Source organism: Luteibacter sp. TLI7-4A (assembly GCF_056754745.1).
Genome location: NZ_JBPGWO010000001.1, coordinates 3,866,212 through 3,888,327 on the forward strand (window position 1 = coordinate 3,866,212; position 22,116 = coordinate 3,888,327).

Below are 22,116 nucleotides of genomic sequence, written 5' to 3' on the forward strand. Positions count from 1 at the left end.
TTCCAGGTAGCCACAATTTGGTGGGAGCCGACCTTGTCGGCGATCCCGCGGCAGCGGGCCAGGTCAAGGCAGGCACCCATCGCCGACAAGGTCGGCTCCCACCCAACGACATGACGGGTCCCTAACGGAACCCCCCGCGCTCAGCCGCCTACTTCACGCATCCACGCTTCCATCCCGCCTTCGACGTTGAAGATGCGGGTGAAGCCGTGGGCGGCGAAACGCTCGGCGGCGGCGCGGCTGGACATGCCGACGTTGCAGATGAAGGCGATCGGCGTGTCCTTCGGCAACTGGCCGAGGCCTTCGTAGCCCTCGTCTTCCAGGATGCGTGCGCCGTCGATCGGGGCGACCATCGCGCGGCTCTGGGCCGGGCGGACGTCGATGAGGACCACATCGCCCGCGTCGAGCTTGCCCTTGAGTTCCTGCACGCTCATCGAGCCGATCTCGACCGCGCCGGGGAACTTCAGGCTCAGGCCTTCGCCCTGCACCGTCGACACCCAGTCGATCACGATGCCCTTCGCGCGCGCGGCGCTGCCCGGATCGAAATGCACTTCGATGCCGTTGGCGACGACGACGATGTCGTGGTCGCCGGCCGGCGCCAGCTGGAAGCCGGCGCTGTGGTCAGGGCCGATCTCCAGGTGCAGGGCCATGCCCTGGGCGTTGGCCATGCCACCGCGGATCGCCTCGGCGGCCTTCTCGGTGATGGTGATTTCCGGCGGCGTGCGGTCCGGCGCGTCGACGCCGAACATCGTGTAGAGCTCGCCGCTGGTGTAGAGCTGGCGGATGATGTCCGAGCCGCCAACCAGTTCGCCCTTCACGTAGAGCTGGGGAATGGTGGGCCACTGGCCGTATTCCTTGATGCCTTCGCGGATCTCCGGATCCTGCAGCACGTCGACCGTGTGGTAGGCGGGAATCACGTCGTTGAGGGTGTTGATCGCCGCCGCGGAGAAACCGCACATCGGCTGCTGGCGCGAGCCCTTCATGAACAGCACGACGTCGTGCTGGCCGAGAAGGGTTTCGATGCGCTCGCGGGTGGGGGTATCGAGGGCCATGGGGTCACCGCGGAAAGGGAAGGGAGCCATTTTACCGGCATCCACCGCACATGGGCCCTATCCGGTCCGTTTCAACCCGCTATCGACACACCGGTGCCTCGGAGGGTGGAGAGATCGGTCCTGCAATCGACCAAGGGGGCGAATCCGAGCACCGCCTCGGGCGAGGGCAGCACGGTCTCGCGGCTGGCCCGGCCCAGCGGGGTGACCCTCTCCGTCCAGTGGATCAACTCCATGGCGCCGGTGGCGTCCTCGACCAGGGCGGTGCAGTGTTCTACCCAGTCGCCGTCGTTCAGGTAGAGGATGCCGTCGATCGGGCGGACGTGGCCGAAATGGATGTGTCCGCAGATATGGCCGTCGAGACCACGTTCGCGGGCGTCGCGGGCCACGCGCTGCTCGTAGCCGCGGATGTAATCGAGTGCCGCGCCGACGTGCGACTTCAGGATGATCGACAGGGGCAGGTAGGGCAGCTCCAGGCGCAGGCGCACCGCGTGCACGCGGCGATTGGCCCAGCAGATGAAGCGGTGCAGGGTGTCGCCCAGCCAGGCGATCCAGCGGCGGCCGACGTGCTCGGGATCGAATTCGTCGCCATGGCTGACGCGGTAGCGGCGGCCATCGGCGCCTTCGTGGATGGCATCCAGTTCCACGCGGATGCCGGCGATGCTCGATCCGGCCAGGCCGCGCATCTGGAAGTCGTGGTTGCCGGGGATGTAGATCACTTCGACGCCACGCGCGGCGATCGCGACGAGTTCGGCGATCACGGCGCCATGGTCCGGATGCCACCAATGGCGCTTCGCCAGCGCTTCCAGGTCGACGATGTCGCCGACGAGGTAGAGCCGCTCGCACTCCAGGTGGCGGAGGAAGTCGAGCAGATAGGCCGCCTTGCAGTCGGGGGTGCCGAGGTGCACGTCGGAGATGAAGGCGCTGCGGCAGGTGAGCTTCGCCATGGCATCGGTTCCCGGGGTTGTCCCGGGTGCTCAGTCTCGGGCCCGGAGGTAACGGATGCGTGGCGAAGGTGTTGCAGGGGTGTTGCGGCCTGGCCGGCGCTTCGCGCCGGATCGCCGATGAATCGGCTCCCACAAGACAGGAGCATCGCGACGGGGATCGGCTCTCACAGGACAGGAGCATCGCCGATGAATCGGCTCCCACCCTGCCGGACCCTGGACAGTCAATGCTCTGGTGGGAGCCGACCCTGTCGGCGATGCTCCTGTGGGAGCCGATTCATCGGCGATCAGTGGTGAAGTTCACGCAACGCCGCCTGCGCCTCGGGAAGGATCCGCTTCACCCACTCCGCATACTGCGCAGCCGACGGATGCAGCCCGTCGTCCACCAGCATGCCGGGTTTCGCGCCCGCTTCGCGCGATGCCGCCGTCACGTCCACCCACCGCGCATGCATGCGCGACGTTTCATCGCGTGCGATGGCGTTGAACGTATCGATCTCGCGGCCGATCGCCGCGCGGTCGCGCCCTTCCGCGAAGGCGGTCACGCCCCAGTCGGGAATCGACACGACGACGACCCGGCGGATATCGCCGGACAACTCCGCCGCCCGTCGGAGCAAGGCGAGGAATTGCTCCCGGTATTCCGTGGCGGGTCGCCCGCGATACTGGTTGTTCACCCCGATCAGCAGGGTGACGAGCGCATAGCCTGGCTGCAGTCCCGCCGCGTCCATCGCCGCGGAGAGTTCGTCCGTCGTCCATCCCGTGGTGGCGACGATGCGCGGAGCCCCCACGGCGATGCCGCGTTCACGCAGCCGCGCGACGAGTTGCACCGGCCAGCGTCCTTCGTCGGGAACGCCTTCGCCGATCGTGTACGAATCGCCCAGGGCGAGAAACGCGGGGTCCGCCATCGATCAGGCGACCGCGCTGGCGGCGGGTATCGCCTCGTCGGCCATGCGCGCGAGCACGCGGTCCATGCGGACGAACACCTCGGCGAGTTGTTCCGGTGGCGGCAGCAAGGTGAGGCGCAGGTGGCGGCTCGCGGACAGGTTGAAACTGGTGCCCGGCACGACGAGCACGTTCTCGTCCTCGAGCAGGCGCAGGGCGAAGGCGGTGTCGTCGAAATGCGCGATCGCATCGGCGCGCACCTGGGGGAAGGCGTAGATCGCACCGCCCGGTGCCACCGTCTGGAGGAACGGACTGGCGGCGACGCTTTCGAGCACGATGCGGCGGGCTTCGTGGAGGCGGCCGTCGGGCGCGGTCAGTGCGCCGATCGTCGGCTTGTCCAGCAGGGCGGGGCGCACGGCCCACTGTGCCGTCACGTTCGCGCACAGGCGCAGCGCGGCGAGCAGCTGCAAGGCGTCGCGATACTCGGCGGTGCGCCGCTGGTCGCCCGAGAGGCTCATCCAGCCGACACGATAGCCGCAGGCGCGATGGACCTTGGACAGGCCGCCGAAGCTCACGCAGGGATGGTCGCTGGCGACCGCCGCGAGGGGCTGGAACGGCGTGCCGTCGTAGAGGATCTCATCGTAGATTTCGTCGCACAGCAGGAGCAGGCCGTGCCTCCGGGCCACCTCGACGATGCGCTCCAGCAGCGCCTTCGGGTAGACCGCGCCGGTGGGGTTGTTGGGGTTGATCAGCACCAGCGCGCGCGTGCGCGGGCCGACCAGCGCGTCGATCTCGTCGGGATCGGGCAGGTGGCCGTTTTCGGCAAGGCAGCGGTAATAACGGGGGCTGCCGTCGTTGAGGATCGTGGCGGCGCTCCACAGCGGATAGTCCGGGCTGGGCAGGAGGACCTCGTCGCCGGGCTGGAGGAGGGCGCGCAACGAGATGTCGATCAGCTCGCTCACGCCGTTGCCGATGAAGACGTGCTCGACATCGACGCCGGTCGCGCCGCGGCTCCGTTGCTGGGCGACGATCGCCTCGCGGGCTTCTTCCAGGCCTTGTTCGTGGCCGTAGGCCTCGCTGTCCACCAGATGCGCGCCGATGGCTTCGCGCAGGTGCGGCGGGGTCGTGAACCCGTAGCGGCCGGGGTTGCCGATGTTGAGTTTGATGATCGGCTGGCCCGCCGCTTCCATCTCGCGCGCACGCCGGGTGAGGGCGCCGCGGATTTCATAGCGCACTTCCGCCAGGTGCGCGCTGGGCTTGATCGAGGACACGTCGGGACTTCCGTTGCATACCGTCCGGGCCCTTCCCGGCGGTCGTGTCCCGATCCTAACAGCGTCTTTACGGCGTCGCGAGGCGGAAAACGGGCCGAGAGCGGGCATAATCGCGCTCATGACCGATTCCTCGGACCTGGCGCGCCTGCGCCACATCGGCTGGCGCGACCCCGCCTTGCCCGACGACCCACGCCGCCTCGCGCGCGTGGTGGCACAGCATCGCGCGGGCTACGAGGTGCACGACGGCTCGGCGGCGTTCAACGCCCAGCCCGCCGGCCCCTTCCTCAAGCGGGGACTCGATCCGTCGCTGCGGCCGGCGGTCGGCGACTTCGTCTTCCTCGACCACGCGAGCCATCCCGTGATCGAAGCGGTGCTGCCGCGGCGCTCCGTGCTCACCCGCGCCGCCGCCGGCGAACGCTACGAACGACAGATCATCGCCACCAACATCGACTACGTGCTGGTGCTGACCGGGTTGGATGGCGACTTCAATCCCTCGCGCATCGAGCGCTACCTGACCCTGGTGGAAGGTTCCGGCGCCCGTCCCGTGGTACTGCTGAGCAAGGCCGACACGGGCGTGGACGTGGCCGCGGCGATCGCCGCGCTGGGGACTCGCCTGCCCGCCGATGCCGCGGTGCATGCGATCAACGCCAAGGATCCCGCCACGGTGGACCTGTTGGCGGCTTATCTCGGTCCCGGCACGAGCGCGGTCCTGGTCGGGTCGTCGGGCGCGGGCAAGTCGACGCTCACCAATACGCTGCTCGGCGAGGAACGCATGGCGACGGGGGCGGTGCGTACGAACGACAGCCGTGGGCGGCATACCACCACGCATCGCGCCCTGCTGAGCCTGCCGACGGGCGGTTGCCTGATCGACACCCCCGGCATGCGCGAACTCAAGCTCACCGGCGAGGAAAACCTCGACCTGTTCGCCGACATCGAAACGCTCGCCGCGCAATGCCGTTTCGCCGATTGCAGTCACGGCAACGAGCCGGGCTGTGCGATCCAGGCGGCACTCGCCTCGGGTGAATTGTCGCCATCGCGCTGGCGCAACTACCTCAAGCTGCATGATGAACGGGAGGAGCAGGCCGCCACGCTGGAAGCCCGCCTGAAGCGCAAGGCCAGCCCCAAGTCCGCCGGCAAGCCCCGTCGCGGCGACTGGTCCCGCGGCGAGGATTGAACCGACCTGTCGGCACCAATCCACCACCCGGTGGGAGCCGACCCTGTCGGCGATGCTCTCGCACCGACCCTACACACATCACGCCCGCAACCGACATACACCACGCACCCCGGTAACTAACTTGCTTGTCCCTATCGGCATGCAAGGAGGTCACCATGGCCACGATATCGTGCGGGCGCGGCGCGCTCGCCATGGTCCTCGCCGGCGCATTCGCCTCGCCTGCGCAGTCCACGGAATGGAAGACCGGCATCATCGTCGACCGTGGTGAAGCCGGGCAGCTGGACCCCGGCGACATCACCCATGTCTCCGGGGACAAGACCGTCGGGATCGGCGTGGCCTCGCGCGCCACCTTCGACGCGGAAGCCCTGACCATCATCCACGACGGAGCGACCGTCACCACGGGCCATGCGTTCGGCATCCTCGCCATCGATGGCGCCGAGGTATCGCTGGCCGACAGCCTCGTCCGATTGAACGGGCGCCGCACGATCGGGGTCCAGGCGCAACGTCACGCCACGATCGATCTGGACCGTTCCGGCATCGAGGTAGCCAGCGGCGCGGGAGACAGGTCCATCGCACTGGCGCTCGCCGGCGGCACGGCACGGCTCCAGGGGTCGTCGATCGATGGAGGACATGGCCACGCGATCGCCACGCAGTTCCCCGGTGGCGGCACGGCACAGGTGCTGGCGGAGGATTCGACGATCCGTGGTCGTATCGCCAGTGGCGAGGTAGGTCTCGGCATCACATCCGTCGCTGGCCGTATCGATGGCGACATCGCGCGCGAGGGCTCGGGCGCGCTCGACCTGCGAATGCTGCGCAGCGAATGGCGAGGCAAGGCGGGACGGCTTTCAAGCCTTTCCCTCGAAGACAGCACCTGGGTCGTAGGCGGGGACAGCGCCATCGACGCTCTGCGGTTGTCCCGCGGTGGTACGGTCGCGCTCGACAGGAACCGGCCGGGCTTCACGACGCTCCGGGTCGTCACATGGACGGCTGATGCCGGCGCCACTGGCGTCGTACTCGGTACCCGGCTCGATGCCGGCGGGTCGTTGCGCCGGCAGGCTACCGACCGCCTGCTCATCAGCGGCGACGCATCCGGTAGCACCGTGGTGCATGTGACCCGTGCTGGCGGCACGGGCGCGGCGACCGCGGGGTGGGACGGTAGCAACGGTCCCGCCGACGGCATCAGTCTCGTGCAGGTCGGCGGCACGGCGAGCGCCGGGTCCTTTCGACTGGCGGGAGACCACGTCGTGGTCGGACCGTGGAGTTACGCATTGCAGGCCTACGAGCCGGGACGGAGCGATGCCCGGCAGCGGCTGGTCGAGGGCGAGGGCGGCGGATTCTGGGATTTCCGCCTGCAAAGCACGAAGGTCGAAGGCCCGGCGCAGGGGCGCGAGGGACGAAGCCGCTCGACCGTACCCGCCATCCGTCCCGCACTCGCCCCGCAAGCGCCCGCTTACCTGGTGTTGAATCATGCGTTGTTCGGGTACGGCGTGGTGGCGCTCGATGCGCTCCATCCGCGGGAACGGGATGTCGCTCGCGACCCGGCGTTGCGCGTTCGCGCGTTCGGCGGCGACGTGGCCTATCGCAGTACCTTGCCATTCACCTCCTATGGCGTGGATTACCGGCGCCGCGATCGCGGGGTGCAGGTCGCCGGCGACTTTCTCGTCCATGCCGATGGCGACACGACCTGGCGTGTGGGCGCGGCGGCTTCGCTGGGTGGCAGTGTCGTGTCGCCCCGCGTTGTCGACGGTCGGAGTGAAGCCCGCGTCGGTGCCCGCGGCGCGGCATTGCATGCGCAGTGGGTGTCGGAAGGCGGCTGGCAGGTAGCGGCCAGCTACGCCATGACGCACTACCGGATCGGCGTGCGTACACCCACGCGCGGCGAGGTGCTCGGGCGGCTGCGGGCCAACGGCCACGACAAGGCGCTTTCCGCGCGATACCGCTGGCAAGTCACGGATCGGTTCGTCATCGAACCTGGCTCATCCCTGTTCTGGCAGCGACTCCGCTTCAGCCGTGCCGTCGATGGCGACGGGCTCGACGTGCTTGGCGGCATGCCCCGGCGCGTGATGCTGCGGAGTGGGGCGAGGGCATCGCTGATGCTCGCGCCCAAAGGCGGCGTGCTATATGCGTGGATGCCTTACCTGGAGCTTCGGCATGCGCTCATCCGTCCTTCGGGTGGATCGACCGACCTGTCCGGAGAACGGTTTCCCATGGAGCGCGCGACACGTGCGGCCGAATGGTCGATTGGTGCGACCTTTCAACTGTGGTCGCGCATGACCGCCCATGTCGACGCGGTCCGGCGCGTCCGCATCGGGCAAGGCGGCGAGGCCGGGATCACCGCGCGCGCCGGGCTGGCCCTCACGTTCTAGGCGCGGGCCACGTCCATGCCACGCGTGGCCTGCTCCAGGCTCAATACGGTTTGCGCGATGGCTTCCGTCGTGGCCAGCGTATCGATCACGCCCGTGCGCAACGCACCGAGGATGGCCGTGGCCTTGGTGTGCTCGCTGGCGATCGCGATCACGTTGGGGATGCGCTCCAGGTCGGGCAGGGAAAGACCCACCACGCGGTCCTGCATCAGGGTGGTGGCGGGCCGGCCATGGATGTCGATGAAGTCGTAGCCCATGATGTCGCCCACCGCGCCGGAGCGCTTCGCCTCGGCGATCTCGGCCTGGGTGAACCAGCCCATGCGCACCATGTTGCTGTCCTCGAGGATGTCGCCGACGCCGACCAGGGCGATATGCGCGCGCTGCGCCTTGCTCAGTGATTGACGGACGGTCTCGTTCTCGAGCAGGGCCTTGCACATGGCCGGATCGCTGACCAGCGCCGGCGCGTACAGGGTTTCGCTGTCGCCGCCGAAACGCAGCGCGAGGCGGCGGCTGATGTGATCGGCGTTCATCGCCTCGCCGCCGCGGTACGACCCGCCGATGGCGCAGACGAAGGAGCACTGCCGCTGGGTGGACGACACGGCATGGTGCGAGATGGAACTGACGTTGCGGCCCATGCCCACCGCCACGATGCTGCCGTCGGTGAGGATGCGGTCGAGGTAGCTTGCCACCAGTCCGGCCAGGAGTTCGCGTTGCTTGTCCTGGTCCTTGTGGTCCACCGAGATGATGGCGCGGTCGATGCCGAACCGGGAGGTGAGCTCGTCCTCCAGCGCCTGGGTGGCCTGGGGGTGATGGCGCACGCGGATCTCGACGATGCCCTCGTCCTGGGCGCGCTTCAACAGACGGCCGACCTTCGCCCGCGACAGCGAGAACTTCTTCGCGAGGTCTTCCTGGGTCAGCCCGTCCACGTAGTAGAGCTTGGCGAGCTGGGTCAGTTCTTCGTTGGTCATCGCGTCCTTCGGGCGTGGGAACCGCACGGAGCATCTTAGCGGCCTGGCGGCCCGGGCGATGCGCCCTGCCGTCCGGGAGGTTCGTCAAAGATGGCCGAGCGTCTTCTCGTAGGCGAGGATTTTCTCGACCTTCGGCGTGGAACGGCCGCCGTCGAACTCGGCGCCCAGCCATGCGTCGACGATGCTGTTGGCCAGTTCGTTGCCGATGACGCGGCCGCCCAGGGTCACGATCTGCGCGTCGTTGCTGCGCCTGGCCCGCTCGGCGGAATACGTGTCGTGGCACTGGGCGGCGCGCACGCCCGGCACCTTGTTCGCCGAAATGGCCATGCCGATACCGGTGCCGCAGAGCAGGATGGCGCGCGGAAAGTCGCCCGCGGCGATGCGTTCGGCCACGGCGATGGCCACATCGGGATACAACGCCTTCTCCTCCGGGCCATGCGTGCCGAAGTCGGTCAATTCGACATGGGGGTGCTTCTCGGCGATATGCCGCTTCACCGATTCCTTGAGCGCGTACGCGGCTTCGTCGCAGCCGATCGCCACTTTCATGGGGTCTTTCTCCGAAAATCGCGCGATCATATGCGCGTCGTTGAGCAAAAGATCATGCTGGCGATTTATAGGGGCGGGCTCCTGTCCTGTCAAGCATAAACGAGGCCCTGACTCGAATGTTGCGTCGCAGCAAAGAGTTAGCTGTGTCGCCGCCCCTGTTGACACCCGAAAAACGACGTGACTACTATCGGCTCCGCTTAGATCAACTGCTCACTGTTGAGCAAAAGTTCTAGAGGTGTTCGGTGAACGACGTCCTGCTCGAAGCACGCGAGGTTTCCAAGAGCTTCAATGGCGTGACCGCCCTGCGCGACGGCCGGCTCACCCTTCGCGCGGGTAGCGTCCACGCCCTCTGCGGGGGCAACGGCGCGGGAAAGTCGACCTTCCTGAATGTCCTCATGGGCTTGCTACGGCGCGATGGCGGCAGCATCCGCCGCAACGGCGTCGAGGTGTCGTTCGCCAGCCCGGGCGACGCGCTGGCCCACGGCATGGCGATCATCACCCAGGAGCTCTCCCCGGTGATGGGCATGACGGTGGCGGAAAACCTCTACCTCGGCCGCGAACCCACCCTGGGCGGCTTCTTCGTCGATTACCGCAAGCTGCGGAAGCAGGCCCAGGCCTTGCTCGACCGGCTCGGCTTCGCCATCGATGCCGGCCGAGTGATGAGCGAGCTGAGCCTCGCCCAGGTCCAGCTCGTCGAGATCGCCAAGGCATTCAGCTACGACTGCCAGGTGATCATCATGGACGAGCCGACCTCCGCGATCGGCGAGCGCGAGACCGAAACGCTGTTCGCGGCGATCCGCAGCGTCACGGCCAATGGCGCGGGCATCGTGTACGTGTCGCATCGACTGTCCGAACTCGCGGAAATCGCCGAGGACTACACGATCTTCCGCGATGGCGCCTTCGTCGAAAGCGGAAAGCTGGCGGATATCGACCGTGCCCACCTCGTCCGCGGCATCGTCGGCCGGGAACTCGTGGCCGTGGACAAGGAGAAACGCCCCGCCAGCGACAAGGTGTGCCTCAACGTGGATGGTCTTTCGCGCAAGAACGAGTTCAGCGACGTGAGCCTGCAGGTGCGCCACGGCGAAATCCTCGGCATCTATGGCCTGATGGGCTCGGGCCGCAGCGAATTCCTCAATTGCGTCTATGGCCTGACCACGCCGGACGGCGGCAGCGTGCTGCTGGACGGCAAGCCACTGCCCAAGGGCGATCCGGCCGCGACGATCCGCGCCGGCATCTCGCTGGTGACGGAAGATCGCAAGGACACCGGCCTGGTCCTGTCCGGCAGCGTGCGCGAGAACATCGCGATGGCGGCGTATCCAAGCCTGTCGAGCCTGTCGGTCATCAATGGCCGCAAGGAGCGGGCGCTTGCCGACGAGATGATCGGCAAGCTCAACGTCAAGACGGCCTCGCAGGAATTGCCGGTCGGTTCGATGAGCGGCGGCAACCAGCAAAAGGTGGTGTTGGCCAAGTGCCTGTCCACCGGGCCGACGCTGCTGCTTTGCGACGAACCCACGCGCGGCATCGACGAGGGCGCCAAGCAGGAGATCTACAAGCTGCTCGATCAGTTCGTGCGCGCCGGTGGCGCCGTGATCGTCGTCTCGTCCGAGGCGCCGGAGCTGCTCTACCTCTCCGATCGCATCGCCGTCTTCAAGGGCGGCCGGATCGTCGCCACGCGCGACGACGACAACCTCTCCCAGGAAACCCTGCTGCATCTCGCCTCATGAACGCACAGACCCTCACTACGCCGGCAACGGCACCCGTCGCGCCGCGGCAGCGGATGCGTACCTTCATCGACCGCTTCGCGATGCCGATCATCTTCGTCGTGCTCTGCGTGGTGCTCGCGTTCTCCAGCGAGTACTTCCTGACCGCGCGGAACCTGATGGATATCCTCAGGCAGACCTCGATCAACGGCATCCTCGCGATCGGCATGACCTACGTCATCCTGACCAAGGGCATCGACCTCTCCGTGGGCTCGATCCTCGCCTTCGCGGGGATCTGCAGCGGGCTCGTCGCCGCGCAGGGCCACGGCGTGCTCGCCGCCCTCAGCGCCGGCCTGCTCGCGGGCGCCGTGCTGGGCGCGGTGAACGGCTTCGTCGTCGCGCGCCTCTCGGTGCCCCCGTTCGTGGCGACGCTGGGCATGCTGAGCGTCGCCCGTGGCCTCACCTATATCGTCAACGACGGCAGCCCCGTCGCCGACCTGCCGGACGGCTATCTCTCGCTCGGCGATGGCAAGCTCGGCCCGCTGAGCATGCCTATCGTGATCTTCGCCGCCGTGGCGCTGCTGTTCTGGATGGTCCTGAAATACACGACCTACGGCCGCTATGTATACGCGGTCGGCGGCAACGAGAAGAGCGCGCGCACTTCGGGCATCGGCGTGCGCAAGGTGATCTTCTCCGTCTATGTGGTCTCGGGCCTGCTTGCCGGACTCGCCGGCATGGTCCTTTCCGCGCGCACCACCTCGGCGCTGCCGCAGGCGGGCCTTTCCTACGAGCTCGACGCGATCGCCGCGGTGGTGATCGGCGGGACCAGCCTGTCCGGCGGCACCGGCAGCCTGGTCGGCACGCTGTTCGGCGCGCTGCTCATCGGTGTCATCAACAACGGCCTCAACCTCCTCGGTGTGTCCTCGTACTACCAGCAGGTCGCCAAGGGACTGATCATCGTCCTGGCCGTGCTCCTCGACGTATCCCGCAAGAAACAGCGCTGAACCGGCGCTCCCATTCCACGGAGAGAAACACATGAAATTGCGCAAGCTCCTCGTCTGCATGCTGGCCGCGAGCACCCTCATGGCGGGCGCCGTCGAAGCGAAGACCTACAAGATCGGTGCCGCCGTCTACGGCTTGAAGGGCCAGTTCATGCAGGCCTGGGTGAAGTCGATCAAGGAACATCCCGCGGTGAAGGACGGCACGGTCCAGATCACCGTCTTCGACGGCAACTACGACGCCAACACGCAGAACAACCAGATCGAGACGATGATCACGCAGCATTACGACGCGATCATCTTCGTGCCGATCGACACCAAGGCCAGCGTGGGCGCGGTACGCCACGCCATGGCCGAGGACATCCCGGTGGTCGCCTCCAACACCAAGGTCGCCTCGGACAAGGTCGTCTACGTCGGCAACGACGACGTGGAGGGCGGCCGGCTCCAGGCGGCGGCGCTCGCGAAACAGATCGGCGGCAAGGGCAACGTCGTCATCATCCAGGGCCCGATCGGGCAGTCGGCGCAGATCGATCGCGAGAAGGGCGAGCTGGAAGTACTGGCGAAGAACCCGGGCATCAAGATCATCGAGAAGAAGACGGCCAACTGGGACCGCGCCCAGGCACTGAGCCTCACGGAGGACTGGTTGAACGCGCATCCCAAGCAGATCGCCGGCATCGTCTCGCAGAACGACGACATGGCCCTTGGCGCGCTGCAGGCCCTGAAATCGCATGGCGTCTCGCCCAAGGACGTGCCGATCACCTCGATCGACGGCATGCCCGACGCGATCAAGGCGGCCCAGGCCGGTGAGATCACCACCTTCCTGCAGGATGCCCAGGCGCAATCGCAAGGCGCGCTCGACGTGACGCTGGCCAAGCTCATCGGCGACAGCTACAAGCCGCGTTCGGTGATCTGGCAGCGCTACGGCAACCAGGTGAAATGGGCCGACGGCAAGGCCGCCAGCTATATCCTGCCCTGGGTGCCGGTCACTCCGCAGAACGCGGATGCGTTGTACAAGCAGGTGACGGGCGGCTGATCATGAGCTCATTCTGGAACGACGCATTCGACCTCGGCGGCCAGGTGGCCGTCGTCACCGGCGGTGGCGCGGGCATCGGTTTCGCCTGCGCCGAACTGCTCGCCTCGCGCGGCGCCTCGGTGGCGTTGCTCGACCTGCGGCCGGACGTGGCGGATATCGCCGCCACGCTCCCGGGCGAAGCGGGCAAGCACATCGGCGTCACGCTCGACGTACGCGACCTCACCCAGGTGCACGCCGCCGTCGACGCCGTGATGAAGCGTTTCGGGCGCATCGATCACCTCGTCAACAGCGCGGGCGTGGCGATCCTCGACAAGGCCGTGGACGTGACCGAAGCCGGCTGGGACACGACCATGGACGTGAACCTGAAGGCCTCGTTCTTCGTGGCCCAGGCCGTCGCGAAGCCGATGATGGCTGCCGGCCGCGGCCGTATCGTGAACCTCGCCTCGCAGGCGGCCGTGGTCGCGCTCGATCGCCACGTGGCCTATTGCGCCAGCAAGGCGGCCATCGTCGGCATGACCAAGGTGCTGGCGATCGAATGGGCCGCCTCGGGTATCACCGTCAACGCCGTATCGCCCACCGTGGTCGAGACCGAGCTGGGCAAGAAGGCCTGGGCCGGGGAAGTCGGCGAGCGGGCGAAGAAGCAGATTCCCATGGGGCGTTTCGCCCAGCCCGCCGAGATCGCCGCGATGGTGCTCTACCTACTCTCCGACGCGGCCGCGATGATCACCGGCGAGAACGTGGTGATCGACGGCGGCTATACCGTCCAGTAATCCCTTCCGCAGAACACGCAGGCGACCCATGTCCACCGTCATCGAACCGAGCGAAGCGCGCGCCATCCCATCCATCCCCAAGACCATGCAGGCCGTGGTCTGCTACGCACCCGAGGATTATCGCCTCGAGGAAGTGCCCGTGCCCACCCCGGGCCCGGACGAGATACTGACCAAGGTGGAACTGGTCGGCATCTGCATGGGCGACATCAAGACCTATCGCGGCGCGCCATCGTTCTGGGGTGACGACGAGCAGCCGCGCTACGTGAAGCCGCCGATGATTCCCGGCCACGAGTTCGTCTGCCGTGTCGTCGCGCTGGGGCCAGGGGCCGGGAAGCGTGGCGTCGCCGTCGGCGACCGCGTGATCTCCGAACAGATCGTGCCCTGCTGGGGCTGCCGCTTCTGCAACCACGGCCAGTACTGGATGTGCCAGAAGCACGATCTCTACGGCTTCCAGAACAACGTGCAGGGCGCCATGGCCGAGTACATGATCTTCACCAGGGAAGGCATCGTGCACAAGGTGCCCGATGAGATCCCGCCGGACGAGGCGATCCTCATCGAGCCGCTGGCATGCTCGCTGCACGCGGCGGACCGTGCGGACGTGGGTTTCGACGACATCGTCGTCGTGGCCGGCGCCGGCACGCTCGGCCTCGGCATCATCGGCGCGGTACGCCTGCGCAACCCGAAGAAGCTCATCGTGCTCGACATGAAGCCCGAGCGCGCGGCGTTGGCGCTGCGCATGGGCGCGGACGAGGTATGGAATCCGGGCCAGGAAGACGTGGTGGCGAAGATCAAGGCGATCACGGGCGGTTACGGTTGCGACATCTACATCGAGGCGACCGGCCACCACAGGGCCGTGAACCAAGGCATGGCGATGCTGCGCAAGCTCGGCCGCTTCGTCGAGTTCAGCGTGTTCAACGACGAGGCCACGGTCGACTGGTCGATCATCGGTGACCGCAAGGAACTGGACGTGCTCGGGTCGCACCTGGGACCGTACATGTATCCGCGCGCCATCGACTTCATCGGGCAGCGCAAGATCGACGTGCGCGATATCGTCACCCACAAGTTCCCGCTGGCGAGGTTCGCCGAAGCCTTCGCGGTGATGGAGCGCGGTGAACATTCCTTGAAAGTCGTACTCGAACCCTGAGCCCCTCCGGCGCACACTCCAAGTTTTCAGGAACCACACGTAATGAACCGAGTGATCAACGACCCCGAGAAGGTCGTCGAAGACATGGTACGCGGCATCGTCGCCGCCCATCCCGAGATGGCGCTGGATAGCGCGAACCCGCGCGTGATCGGTGTCGCCACGAAGAAACCCGAAGGCTCCGTCGGCCTGGTCACGGGCGGCGGTTCCGGACACGAACCCGCCTTCCTCGGCTATGTCGGTCCGGGCTTGCTGGACGCCGTCGCCATCGGCGAGATCTTTTCGTCGCCCACGGCGAAGAGCTTCCTCGATGCCTTCAAGGCCGCGGACCGCGGCGCGGGCGTGGCCTGCCTCTACGGCAACTACGCCGGCGACAACATGAACGTGAAGATGGCGGTGAAGATGGCCGCCGCCCAGGGCATCACGGTGAAGACCGTGGTGGCCAACGACGATGTCGCCTCCGCGCCGAAGACCGAACGCGAAAAGCGCCGTGGCGTGGCCGGCGAGATCGTCATGTGGAAATGCGGTGGCGCCCGCGCCGCCTTGGGTGGCAGCCTCGACGAAGTGATCGCCACCGCGCAAAAGGCGATCGATGCCACCCGCTCGGTGGGCATCGGGCTTTCCGCCTGCACCATCCCCGCCGCGGGCAAGGCCAACTTCCACATCGCCGATGGCGAGATGGAGGTCGGCATCGGCCATCACGGCGAGCACGGCGTGCAGGTAACGAAGACGGTGTCGTCCAGGGACATGGCGAAGATGATGCTGGACATCATCCTTCCCGACTTCCCCCTGGCCAAGGGCGACGAAGTGTCGGTCCTCGTCTCGGGGCTCGGCGCCACGCCCTTGATGGAGCAGTACATCTTCTATGCCGATGTCGCCGAGCAACTCGAAGCCGCCGGCGCCGTCGTCGCCTTCCGCTTCGTCGGCAACCTGTTCACCTCGCTCGAAATGAACGGCATCACGCTGACACTGACCCGGCTCGACGACGAACTGAAGACTTGCCTCGCCCATCCCTGTTCGAGCATCGGCCTGAAGGTGCTGGCATGACGACCGTCGTTTCGCTTCCGCTTTCCGACGGGCGTTTCATCGTCGATGGCCTCGTCGCGACGATCCGTGCCAATCGCGACTACCTCTCCGAGATCGATGCCGCCACGGGCGACGGCGATCACGGCATCAACATGGCCAAGGGGTTCGCCTTGTGCGCCGAACGCATGGATGCCGAAGGCGTGCGCGGCGGGGGCGAGGCGTTCGAAGCCCTGACGATGGCCTTGATGGACGACATCGGTGGATCGATGGGGCCGCTATACGGCAGCTTCTTCCTCGAGTTCCAGCTCGCCTTTACGGGACACGACACACTCGACGCGGCGCTGTTCGGGCAGGCGCTGGCCGCGGGCGTCGCGTCGGTCCAGGAATTGGGCGGCGCGAAGGTCGGCGACAAGACCTTGATGGACACGCTGGTGCCGGCCGAGGCCGCCTATCGCGAGGCGCTGGCGCAAGGTGGCGGCTTTATCGAGGCCCTGGCCGCGATGTCGGCGGCGGCGGAGAAGGGCAAGGATTCCACCAGGGACATGCAGGCCAGGATCGGTCGCGCGGCGCGACTGGGTGAACGCTCCATCGGCACCGTGGACGCTGGTGCCACTTCATGTTTCCTGATTCTCGAGTCGATGGCGGATTCGATCACGCGTCGCCTCGCGCCGTGACTTGTGGGAGCCGCTTCAGCGGGGATCCCGCGGCAGCGGGCCAGCCTGCCTGAGGCAAGCACCCATCGCCGCTGAAGCGGCTCCCACACCAGCGCCCCAATAAGTTCCAGCCCCCCAGCAGGCACAGCGCCCCAATAAATTCCAGCCCCTCAATAAGTCACCGTCACCTTCACCACATCGCTGTACACGCCAGCGCCAACGGCCGGTTGCACCGGCAGGCGGCCATACACCGTCAGTGTCTGTTCCGCACCCGACCCGGTCCCCGTCGCCGTATCGATGTTCAATGATTCTCCCCAGCGCAGCGTGCGCTGGGTGTCACGGTAGAGCTCGTAGTTCACGAAGCCGCCTCCGGACGTCATTCGCCTCGTCGTTCCGGACGCGTTCTGTCCATCGTCCAGCCCCACCTGGTACGCCGCGCGGTTCGTGCACGTCATGCGCAGCAAGGAGGTCTGGTCGGTGTTCGCCTGCAGCAGGCCCGATACACTGCCGAAATTGAGATCGCTCGCCGTGGCGAGTGTGCACAGGTTCGATACCGATGCCGTCACCGTCGATGACGGCCCGGCTCCGCTCGCGCCGCCACCGCCACCACTCTGGCAGCTCGCCGGATAGGTTCCGAGGCTGAGCAGCACTTCGTTGTAGCGATACGCGAGGCCGTTCGCGTTCACTCCCCCGGCAAGGGTCCCGGTGTACGTGCCGCTCGACAGCGTCGACTGGCCGGCGGGCACCCGTCCGTAGACGGTGACCGAGCCGGTGCGTGTCTGCGGGTTCGACAGGATGGTGAAGGTCAACTGGAAGGTCAGTGGCGTGTACGTCGCATTTCCGATGGGACCCCACACGTTGCTGCGCGGCGAATCCTTGTAGAGCTGGTACTGCATGCGATCGCTGTTGCCGTTGATGGCGGTACGTGGCGAGACGTTGCCGAGGTCGTCCGGCGCGAGCCCGATGCATCCGGTGACGTAGACGCCGTATAGACCTCCGAGCAGGCCGCCGCTGTACGTGCAGCTGTAGCCGATCGTCGCCGTGCCATCGACGGTGCCGGACGTCGGGTCCACGGGACCGAAGGCGAGCGTGGTGATGCCGGTGATCGTGCAGGTGGTCGTGGCTTCCGCCCGCGGTCCCGCCAGCAGTGCGGCAAACGCGATGACGATGAGTGCCAGCCATTTCACGGTATACGGCCCCGGCATACCAGTGGACCGAGATCGGGAAGGTCGCGTGCACGCGGGGGATAGTCGAGCGCCGCCTTGCAATGGCCGCCACCTTGTATATCCACGTCGAGGATGGTGCTGCTTTCGAGGTCGTCGAGATAGACCATGCCGTCATAACCGACCACGGCGGTTCCGCCATCGCCCGTCGCGACCGTGGAGCCCAGAGGCAGGGGCGCGCCGGATTCATCGACGAGCGTGGCCAGCGCGGCGCGCACGCGCTTCACGGGGAAACGCACCATCACCCCGGAACGGTCCGCGGGTGCGATCGTCGCTTCGACGCGCTGTACACGATCGTCGGCGGGCAGATCGAGGGGATCGATGGCGAGGCGATTGTCCTGATAGGCATTCAACCGCGAGACCAGCAGCAATCCACGGTTGTCGGTCACGCCAGTACGGCGATTCTCGAGCAACACCGGCACGTCCGCCACGCCTTCGGTCGTGACCAGGGCGAAGGCGTCGTCGATGCGACGAGCGGCGAACACGTGGCCGCCCATCAACACGATCGCCCCGTTGGCGTCGGCATAGCTGTACGAGGATGGCCCCACGTCACTTGCGCCGACCGTGAGCTGGCCACGGTTGCCGAGCCAGCCCACTTCGCCGAGACCACCGGCATCCGCGCCCGAACGTCCTTGCACGTGCCATCCGAAGCCGCCGTCTCCGTCGATGGCGCGGCTGGCGTCGACCACGCCGAAGGTCCGTTCGCGGTCGCGCTGCATGGACGCGCTCAAGGTGGCACGGAGATCCAACGCGACGGTCACGCCGATGAAAAAACTGCGATCCGAGGAATCGTCGAGGTTGCGGTTGTAGCTGGCGCTCAGCGATACGCCGCGGCCGACGTTGCGCAGCGCGAAAAGGCCGGCGTATCGCGAGATGGGCTGTCCGCTGTAGCGGAGCCGGACGAGGTTGGCGCCGAAGCTGGATTCGCGCACGTTGAAGCCGATGAGCGCGCGATCGCTGACGCGTGGCGGGGGCGAGCCATAGCCTGCGGCCACATCCCGGTAACGGGCGTCGCCACGCAGCGTGTCGATCGAGGCATTCATATAGCGTCCGTTCCATGCGTAGCCGAATCCATACTGCCTGCCACCGCCCCGGGACAGGGACAGCGACGCATTCAGGACATGCGCGCCCATCGGGTTCCACACGCCGCCGGCGCCCGCGGTACCCCGTCCATCGCCCGCTTCGGCGTGCGACTCGACGGTGAACGTGTCGCTGACACCGTGCCGCCACGTCGCACTACCGACGGGGGCATCGCCATACGAAAAGGAATCGATGCCGTACGCCCGGCGCACCTTGCCCAGTTCCACCGACCAGTCGTCCAGCCCTTCGCGCAGCAGTTGTCTCGCGGCATAGAAGGGAAAAGTGACCGTGCTGCTTCGGCCCAGCGCATCCGTGAGCACCACTTGCGCCTGGCCGGCCTGGTCGATGCCGGGCACGGCGGTGAGCTGGAAAGGGCCGGCCGGCACCTTGCCGCTGTACTGGCGGATGCCGTCGATATAGAGCTCCACCGACGATGGCGCCGTGGCCTCGCCGAAGAACTGGGGCAGGGGCGTCGTCACGCGATAGGGCTGGGTGGCGAAATCCGTGCCGTAGGCGATCCCGCCGATGCGCGTGGCCCGTGTCCAGGCAAGGTAGCCGGTGAAGGTGTCGCCGATGGTCAGGGCCTGTGCGCGATCGGGGAACGACAGGCGCCACTGGGTATCCAGGCGCACGGAGTCGCCCCGCCACCCCGCACCATGGGATTGGTAGCGACGGATCAGCGAGGTGTTGCTGAGTACCCCCAGGCCTTCACTGAAACCACGTAATTCCGCGAGCCCACTGATGTTGCCCTCGCCGCCACCATGCGCGGCATAGATGTCGTAGTTGAGCAGGACCCCGGTGCCGCTGGTGGCGCGCAGCGCGGAGCGTTCCTGTCGGTTGAGGATGTGCGTGGGCAGGTGCAGGCGTTCGTTCGGTACCTGGATGTCCACGCGTTGCAGGCGTACGTCATAGGTATAACGAAGACCTTCGATATCCGGCAGGCAATGCTCGCCGTCACCCGGCGGCAGGATGAAACCCAGCCCGCGCAGGTCTCCCGCCAGCGCGCAAAGCGTGTCCCCGCGGTGGATGAAGTGCACGAGCTTCTCCGTCGACGAGCCGTTGAGCACCACCTCGAGATAGAGGTCCTCTCCCGTGGTTCGTACGCGTGGCGTCACCGTGGGAGGCGGTGGGACGGCGGCCGGTTCGTTGGACAAGGCGTGGCTGTTGCCGGAGTCGAGCGCCAGGACACTAAGGGCTCCCAGGGTCAACGACCAGCGTCGATTCGGACGCCTCACCGTTGATCCTCGCGCGCAACACGCCGCCCTTCGGCACGCCCGTCGGAAGGTTCCAGCGCATCGTCGAGTCCGGCAGGGCGTATCCGACCAGGCCGGACAGGAGCACGTTGCGCCGGTCCTCCTGCCCCTGCCAGGTCACGTCCGCGATCTGCGCGTGGCCGTTTCCGCTGTTGTGTACGCGCAGGCGTGTACCCGCCGCCGTTTCTTCCCAGGTGGTTTCCAACGCCGCTTTCGTCGCCGGGTCGCCGGCGGGGGCGAGGAAAACAGGGATGGAATAGCGCAGGACGAAGGTCAGTCCGCCCCTGACGGCCATGCCCACCGGCAATTCGTCGACCAGGACGCGATAAGCGGTTTCCACGCCACCTTCGGGCGGTGTCACCTGCCGGATCACGCGCACCAGCTGGCGATCCCCCGGGGCGATGGCCACCATCGGTGGACTCACCACGAGGTCGCGCGATGGCGCCAGGACATCCTCGCCGTTCACCTGCGTCCAACGGAATACGCGGACCTGGGCCTGTATCGTTTCGTTGCCGGTGTTGGTCAACCACAACGCCTCGGCCGATGTCTTCGCCGCGAGGCGAAGGCCGATGGGCGTCACCTGCAATCCACTGCCCGACGCCACCGGCGCCACGATGGCCGCGATGGCCATCGCGGCAGCCTTCGCTACGCGGAGCGCCCATCGGCACACCGTCAGTACGTGATCGTGGCGGTGATGACGTCGGTGTAGCTGCCGGCGGCGAAGTTGGTACTCGGCACGCGGCCGTAGACGGGGATGTTCTGCACGCTGCCGGTCCCCGTGCCCGCGTAGACGTTGCCGCCCGCGCCGGTGGTGCTGCCCCAGATGTCGGCCGCGGTGCGCGTGGCGTTGCGGTAGAGCTGATACGGCACCAGGGCCGAGCCGTTGCTCATCTTGCGCGAGTTCGCATCGGTGCCGTTCTGGCCGTTGTCCAGTGCGATGGTGTAGGGCGCGCTGGGCGTGCAGTTCACGTTGAGCGCGCCCTGGTTGTCGACATTGGTGGCCGTGGACGGCTGGCTGCCGAAGTTGACATCGGTCGGTGCCGTCGTGGTGATGTCGCAAGCGGCGGTGATCGTGACACGCACGTTGAAGGTGGTCGTGGCGGTGGCGGCGTAGCCCGCGGAACTGGCCGTGCCGAGGACGATGACGGCGGTGCGGGCGAACAGGCGGATGACAGGATGCATGACGTGTCTCCCTGGTGGCGGAGCGGTCCCGGCCGATTGGCGCGGGTACGTCCGTCGGAAGCAAGGATCGGGGAAAGGCGGATGCGTCGGTGTGCATTTACGGCCCCCTTGCCGTATCGACCTATCGATGCCGAAAGGGCGCAGGCCCGCTCTGTCAAGGATGCTTGACATGGAAGAGCGGCCGCCGCATGATGATGTAAAGCGTGCTTGACACGCCTCCGACCGCGCGACAGCGGCCGCCCGACTACGACCATCGAAGGGGAGCGGCGATGCGTGCCGTGCACAAGCGTTACCTGCGTGAATTCTTCCCGGCGATGCTGGCCTACGTGATCCTGCTCTTTCTTTCCGTCAGCTGGTTGAAGTCGTTGGAAGGTGGCCTCGCGCGAACCCTGGTGACCCTGTTGCCCGTGTTGCCGATCGCCTTCGTCATTCGTGCGATGGTGCGCGTGATCCGCGACCAGGACGAATTCGAGCGCCGCATCGATCTCGAATCCATCGCCATCGCCGGTGGCATCGGCGCCTTCGGCTTCTTCACCTACGGCATGTTGCTCAACGCGCGGGTGATCGCCGCGCCACCCGCCGACGCGGTGGCGATCTGGGTATTGCCGGTGCTGCTGGGTTGTTTCGGCGTGGTCAAGTGCGCCGTTCGCCTGTATTACCGTGCCCGATGAACAACCGCCTCCGTGAACTGCGAACGGCGTTCGGATGGTCGCAAGCCGATCTCGGCGAGAGGCTGGACGTGTCCCGGCAAACGGTGAACGCGGTGGAAACCGGGAAGTACGATCCCAGCCTGCCGCTCGCCTTCAAGATAGCGAAGCTGTTCGAACTGCCCATCGAATCCATCTTTACCCCGGGGGAATGAGCGT

General features: G+C 66.9%; 21 protein-coding genes. 11 read left to right on the forward strand and 10 right to left on the reverse strand.

Features of this window, described 5'->3' with window-relative positions; genetic code table 11:
• Positions 1-140: 140 nt before the first annotated feature.
• The 4 genes from grxD to ACR9Y6_RS16910 form a co-directional block, all read right to left on the reverse strand.
• The gene (gene grxD, locus ACR9Y6_RS16895; RefSeq protein ID WP_481282336.1) at positions 141-1,049 is read right to left on the reverse strand and encodes a Grx4 family monothiol glutaredoxin; all 909 of its coding nucleotides are present in this window, start codon (positions 1,047-1,049) and stop codon (positions 141-143) included.
• Between the two features lie 71 nt (positions 1,050-1,120).
• Entirely contained in the window at positions 1,121-1,993 is an 873-nt protein-coding gene (locus ACR9Y6_RS16900) for a UDP-2,3-diacylglucosamine diphosphatase (protein WP_481282337.1), read from the reverse strand.
• A gap of 284 nt (positions 1,994-2,277) precedes the next feature.
• Positions 2,278-2,892, reverse strand: coding sequence for an SGNH/GDSL hydrolase family protein (locus tag ACR9Y6_RS16905; protein WP_481282338.1), 615 nt, complete (start codon positions 2,890-2,892; stop codon positions 2,278-2,280).
• A gap of 3 nt (positions 2,893-2,895) precedes the next feature.
• Entirely contained in the window at positions 2,896-4,140 is a 1,245-nt protein-coding gene (locus ACR9Y6_RS16910) for an aminotransferase class I/II-fold pyridoxal phosphate-dependent enzyme (protein ID WP_481282339.1), read from the reverse strand.
• Between the two features lie 118 nt (positions 4,141-4,258).
• Here ACR9Y6_RS16910 and rsgA point away from each other — a divergent pair, with 118 nt between their 5' ends.
• Positions 4,259-5,314 carry a ribosome small subunit-dependent GTPase A gene (gene rsgA / locus ACR9Y6_RS16915; protein WP_481282340.1) on the forward strand — a complete coding sequence of 352 codons (1,056 nt, stop codon included), beginning with the start codon at positions 4,259-4,261 and terminating at the stop codon, positions 5,312-5,314.
• A gap of 155 nt (positions 5,315-5,469) precedes the next feature.
• Positions 5,470-7,680, forward strand: a complete 2,211-nt coding sequence (locus ACR9Y6_RS16920) for an autotransporter outer membrane beta-barrel domain-containing protein (protein ID WP_481282341.1) — start codon at positions 5,470-5,472, stop codon at positions 7,678-7,680.
• Here the strand turns inward: ACR9Y6_RS16920 and ACR9Y6_RS16925 are convergent.
• Together ACR9Y6_RS16925 and rpiB are read right to left on the reverse strand one after the other, a co-directional pair.
• Positions 7,677-8,645, reverse strand: coding sequence for a sugar-binding transcriptional regulator (locus ACR9Y6_RS16925; RefSeq protein ID WP_371022387.1), 969 nt, complete (start codon positions 8,643-8,645; stop codon positions 7,677-7,679). The two genes, ACR9Y6_RS16920 and ACR9Y6_RS16925, sit on opposite strands and share 4 nt — an antisense overlap.
• A gap of 84 nt (positions 8,646-8,729) precedes the next feature.
• Positions 8,730-9,191 carry a ribose 5-phosphate isomerase B gene (gene rpiB, locus ACR9Y6_RS16930; protein ID WP_306849078.1) on the reverse strand — a complete coding sequence of 154 codons (462 nt, stop codon included), beginning with the start codon at positions 9,189-9,191 and terminating at the stop codon, positions 8,730-8,732.
• Between the two features lie 242 nt (positions 9,192-9,433).
• On the opposite strand from rpiB, the gene ACR9Y6_RS16935 reads away from it, so the two are divergent.
• The 7 genes from ACR9Y6_RS16935 to dhaL are packed head-to-tail and all read left to right on the forward strand — an operon-like array spanning position 9,434 to position 16,533.
• Complete coding sequence (locus ACR9Y6_RS16935; protein ID WP_481282342.1) at positions 9,434-10,915, forward strand: sugar ABC transporter ATP-binding protein; 1,482 nt, start codon at positions 9,434-9,436, stop codon at positions 10,913-10,915.
• Entirely contained in the window at positions 10,912-11,895 is a 984-nt protein-coding gene (locus ACR9Y6_RS16940) for an ABC transporter permease (protein WP_481282343.1), read from the forward strand. Before ACR9Y6_RS16935 ends, ACR9Y6_RS16940 begins: the two co-directional genes overlap by 4 nt.
• A 31-nt stretch (positions 11,896-11,926) precedes the next feature.
• On the forward strand, positions 11,927-12,922 hold the full coding sequence (locus ACR9Y6_RS16945) for a substrate-binding domain-containing protein (RefSeq protein ID WP_306849081.1): 996 nt from the start codon (positions 11,927-11,929) through the stop codon (positions 12,920-12,922).
• 2 nt (positions 12,923-12,924) lie between these two features.
• On the forward strand, positions 12,925-13,692 hold the full coding sequence (locus ACR9Y6_RS16950; RefSeq protein ID WP_481282344.1) for an SDR family oxidoreductase: 768 nt from the start codon (positions 12,925-12,927) through the stop codon (positions 13,690-13,692).
• A 28-nt stretch (positions 13,693-13,720) separates the two neighbouring features.
• On the forward strand, positions 13,721-14,836 hold the full coding sequence (locus tag ACR9Y6_RS16955; protein ID WP_481282345.1) for an MDR/zinc-dependent alcohol dehydrogenase-like family protein: 1,116 nt from the start codon (positions 13,721-13,723) through the stop codon (positions 14,834-14,836).
• 42 nt (positions 14,837-14,878) lie between these two features.
• A complete protein-coding gene (locus ACR9Y6_RS16960; RefSeq protein ID WP_481282346.1) occupies positions 14,879-15,880 on the forward strand; it encodes a dihydroxyacetone kinase subunit DhaK in 1,002 nt (333 codons plus the stop codon).
• Positions 15,877-16,533, forward strand: coding sequence for a dihydroxyacetone kinase subunit DhaL (gene dhaL, locus ACR9Y6_RS16965; RefSeq protein ID WP_481282347.1), 657 nt, complete (start codon positions 15,877-15,879; stop codon positions 16,531-16,533). Before ACR9Y6_RS16960 ends, dhaL begins: the two co-directional genes overlap by 4 nt.
• Positions 16,534-16,682: 149 nt before the next feature.
• Here the strand turns inward: dhaL and ACR9Y6_RS16970 are convergent, their stop codons facing one another.
• From ACR9Y6_RS16970 to ACR9Y6_RS16985, 4 genes are read right to left on the reverse strand one after another with little or no spacing between them, the layout of a single operon-like run.
• Positions 16,683-17,699, reverse strand: a complete 1,017-nt coding sequence (locus ACR9Y6_RS16970; RefSeq protein ID WP_481282348.1) for a Csu type fimbrial protein — start codon at positions 17,697-17,699, stop codon at positions 16,683-16,685.
• The gene (locus tag ACR9Y6_RS16975; RefSeq protein ID WP_481282349.1) at positions 17,696-20,050 is read right to left on the reverse strand and encodes a fimbria/pilus outer membrane usher protein; all 2,355 of its coding nucleotides are present in this window, start codon (positions 20,048-20,050) and stop codon (positions 17,696-17,698) included. Before ACR9Y6_RS16975 ends, ACR9Y6_RS16970 begins: the two co-directional genes overlap by 4 nt.
• Entirely contained in the window at positions 20,004-20,699 is a 696-nt protein-coding gene (locus ACR9Y6_RS16980; RefSeq protein WP_481282350.1) for a fimbrial biogenesis chaperone, read from the reverse strand. The genes ACR9Y6_RS16975 and ACR9Y6_RS16980 overlap by 47 nt, the downstream gene beginning before the upstream one ends.
• A gap of 41 nt (positions 20,700-20,740) precedes the next feature.
• Positions 20,741-21,250 carry a Csu type fimbrial protein gene (locus tag ACR9Y6_RS16985; RefSeq protein ID WP_481282351.1) on the reverse strand — a complete coding sequence of 170 codons (510 nt, stop codon included), beginning with the start codon at positions 21,248-21,250 and terminating at the stop codon, positions 20,741-20,743.
• 269 nt (positions 21,251-21,519) lie between these two features.
• Here ACR9Y6_RS16985 and ACR9Y6_RS16990 point away from each other — a divergent pair, with 269 nt between their 5' ends.
• Entirely contained in the window at positions 21,520-21,921 is a 402-nt protein-coding gene (locus ACR9Y6_RS16990; RefSeq protein ID WP_481282352.1) for a hypothetical protein, read from the forward strand.
• Entirely contained in the window at positions 21,918-22,112 is a 195-nt protein-coding gene (locus ACR9Y6_RS16995) for a helix-turn-helix transcriptional regulator (RefSeq protein ID WP_426285832.1), read from the forward strand. The genes ACR9Y6_RS16990 and ACR9Y6_RS16995 overlap by 4 nt, the downstream gene beginning before the upstream one ends.
• The last annotated feature ends 4 nt before the right edge of the window (positions 22,113-22,116 follow it).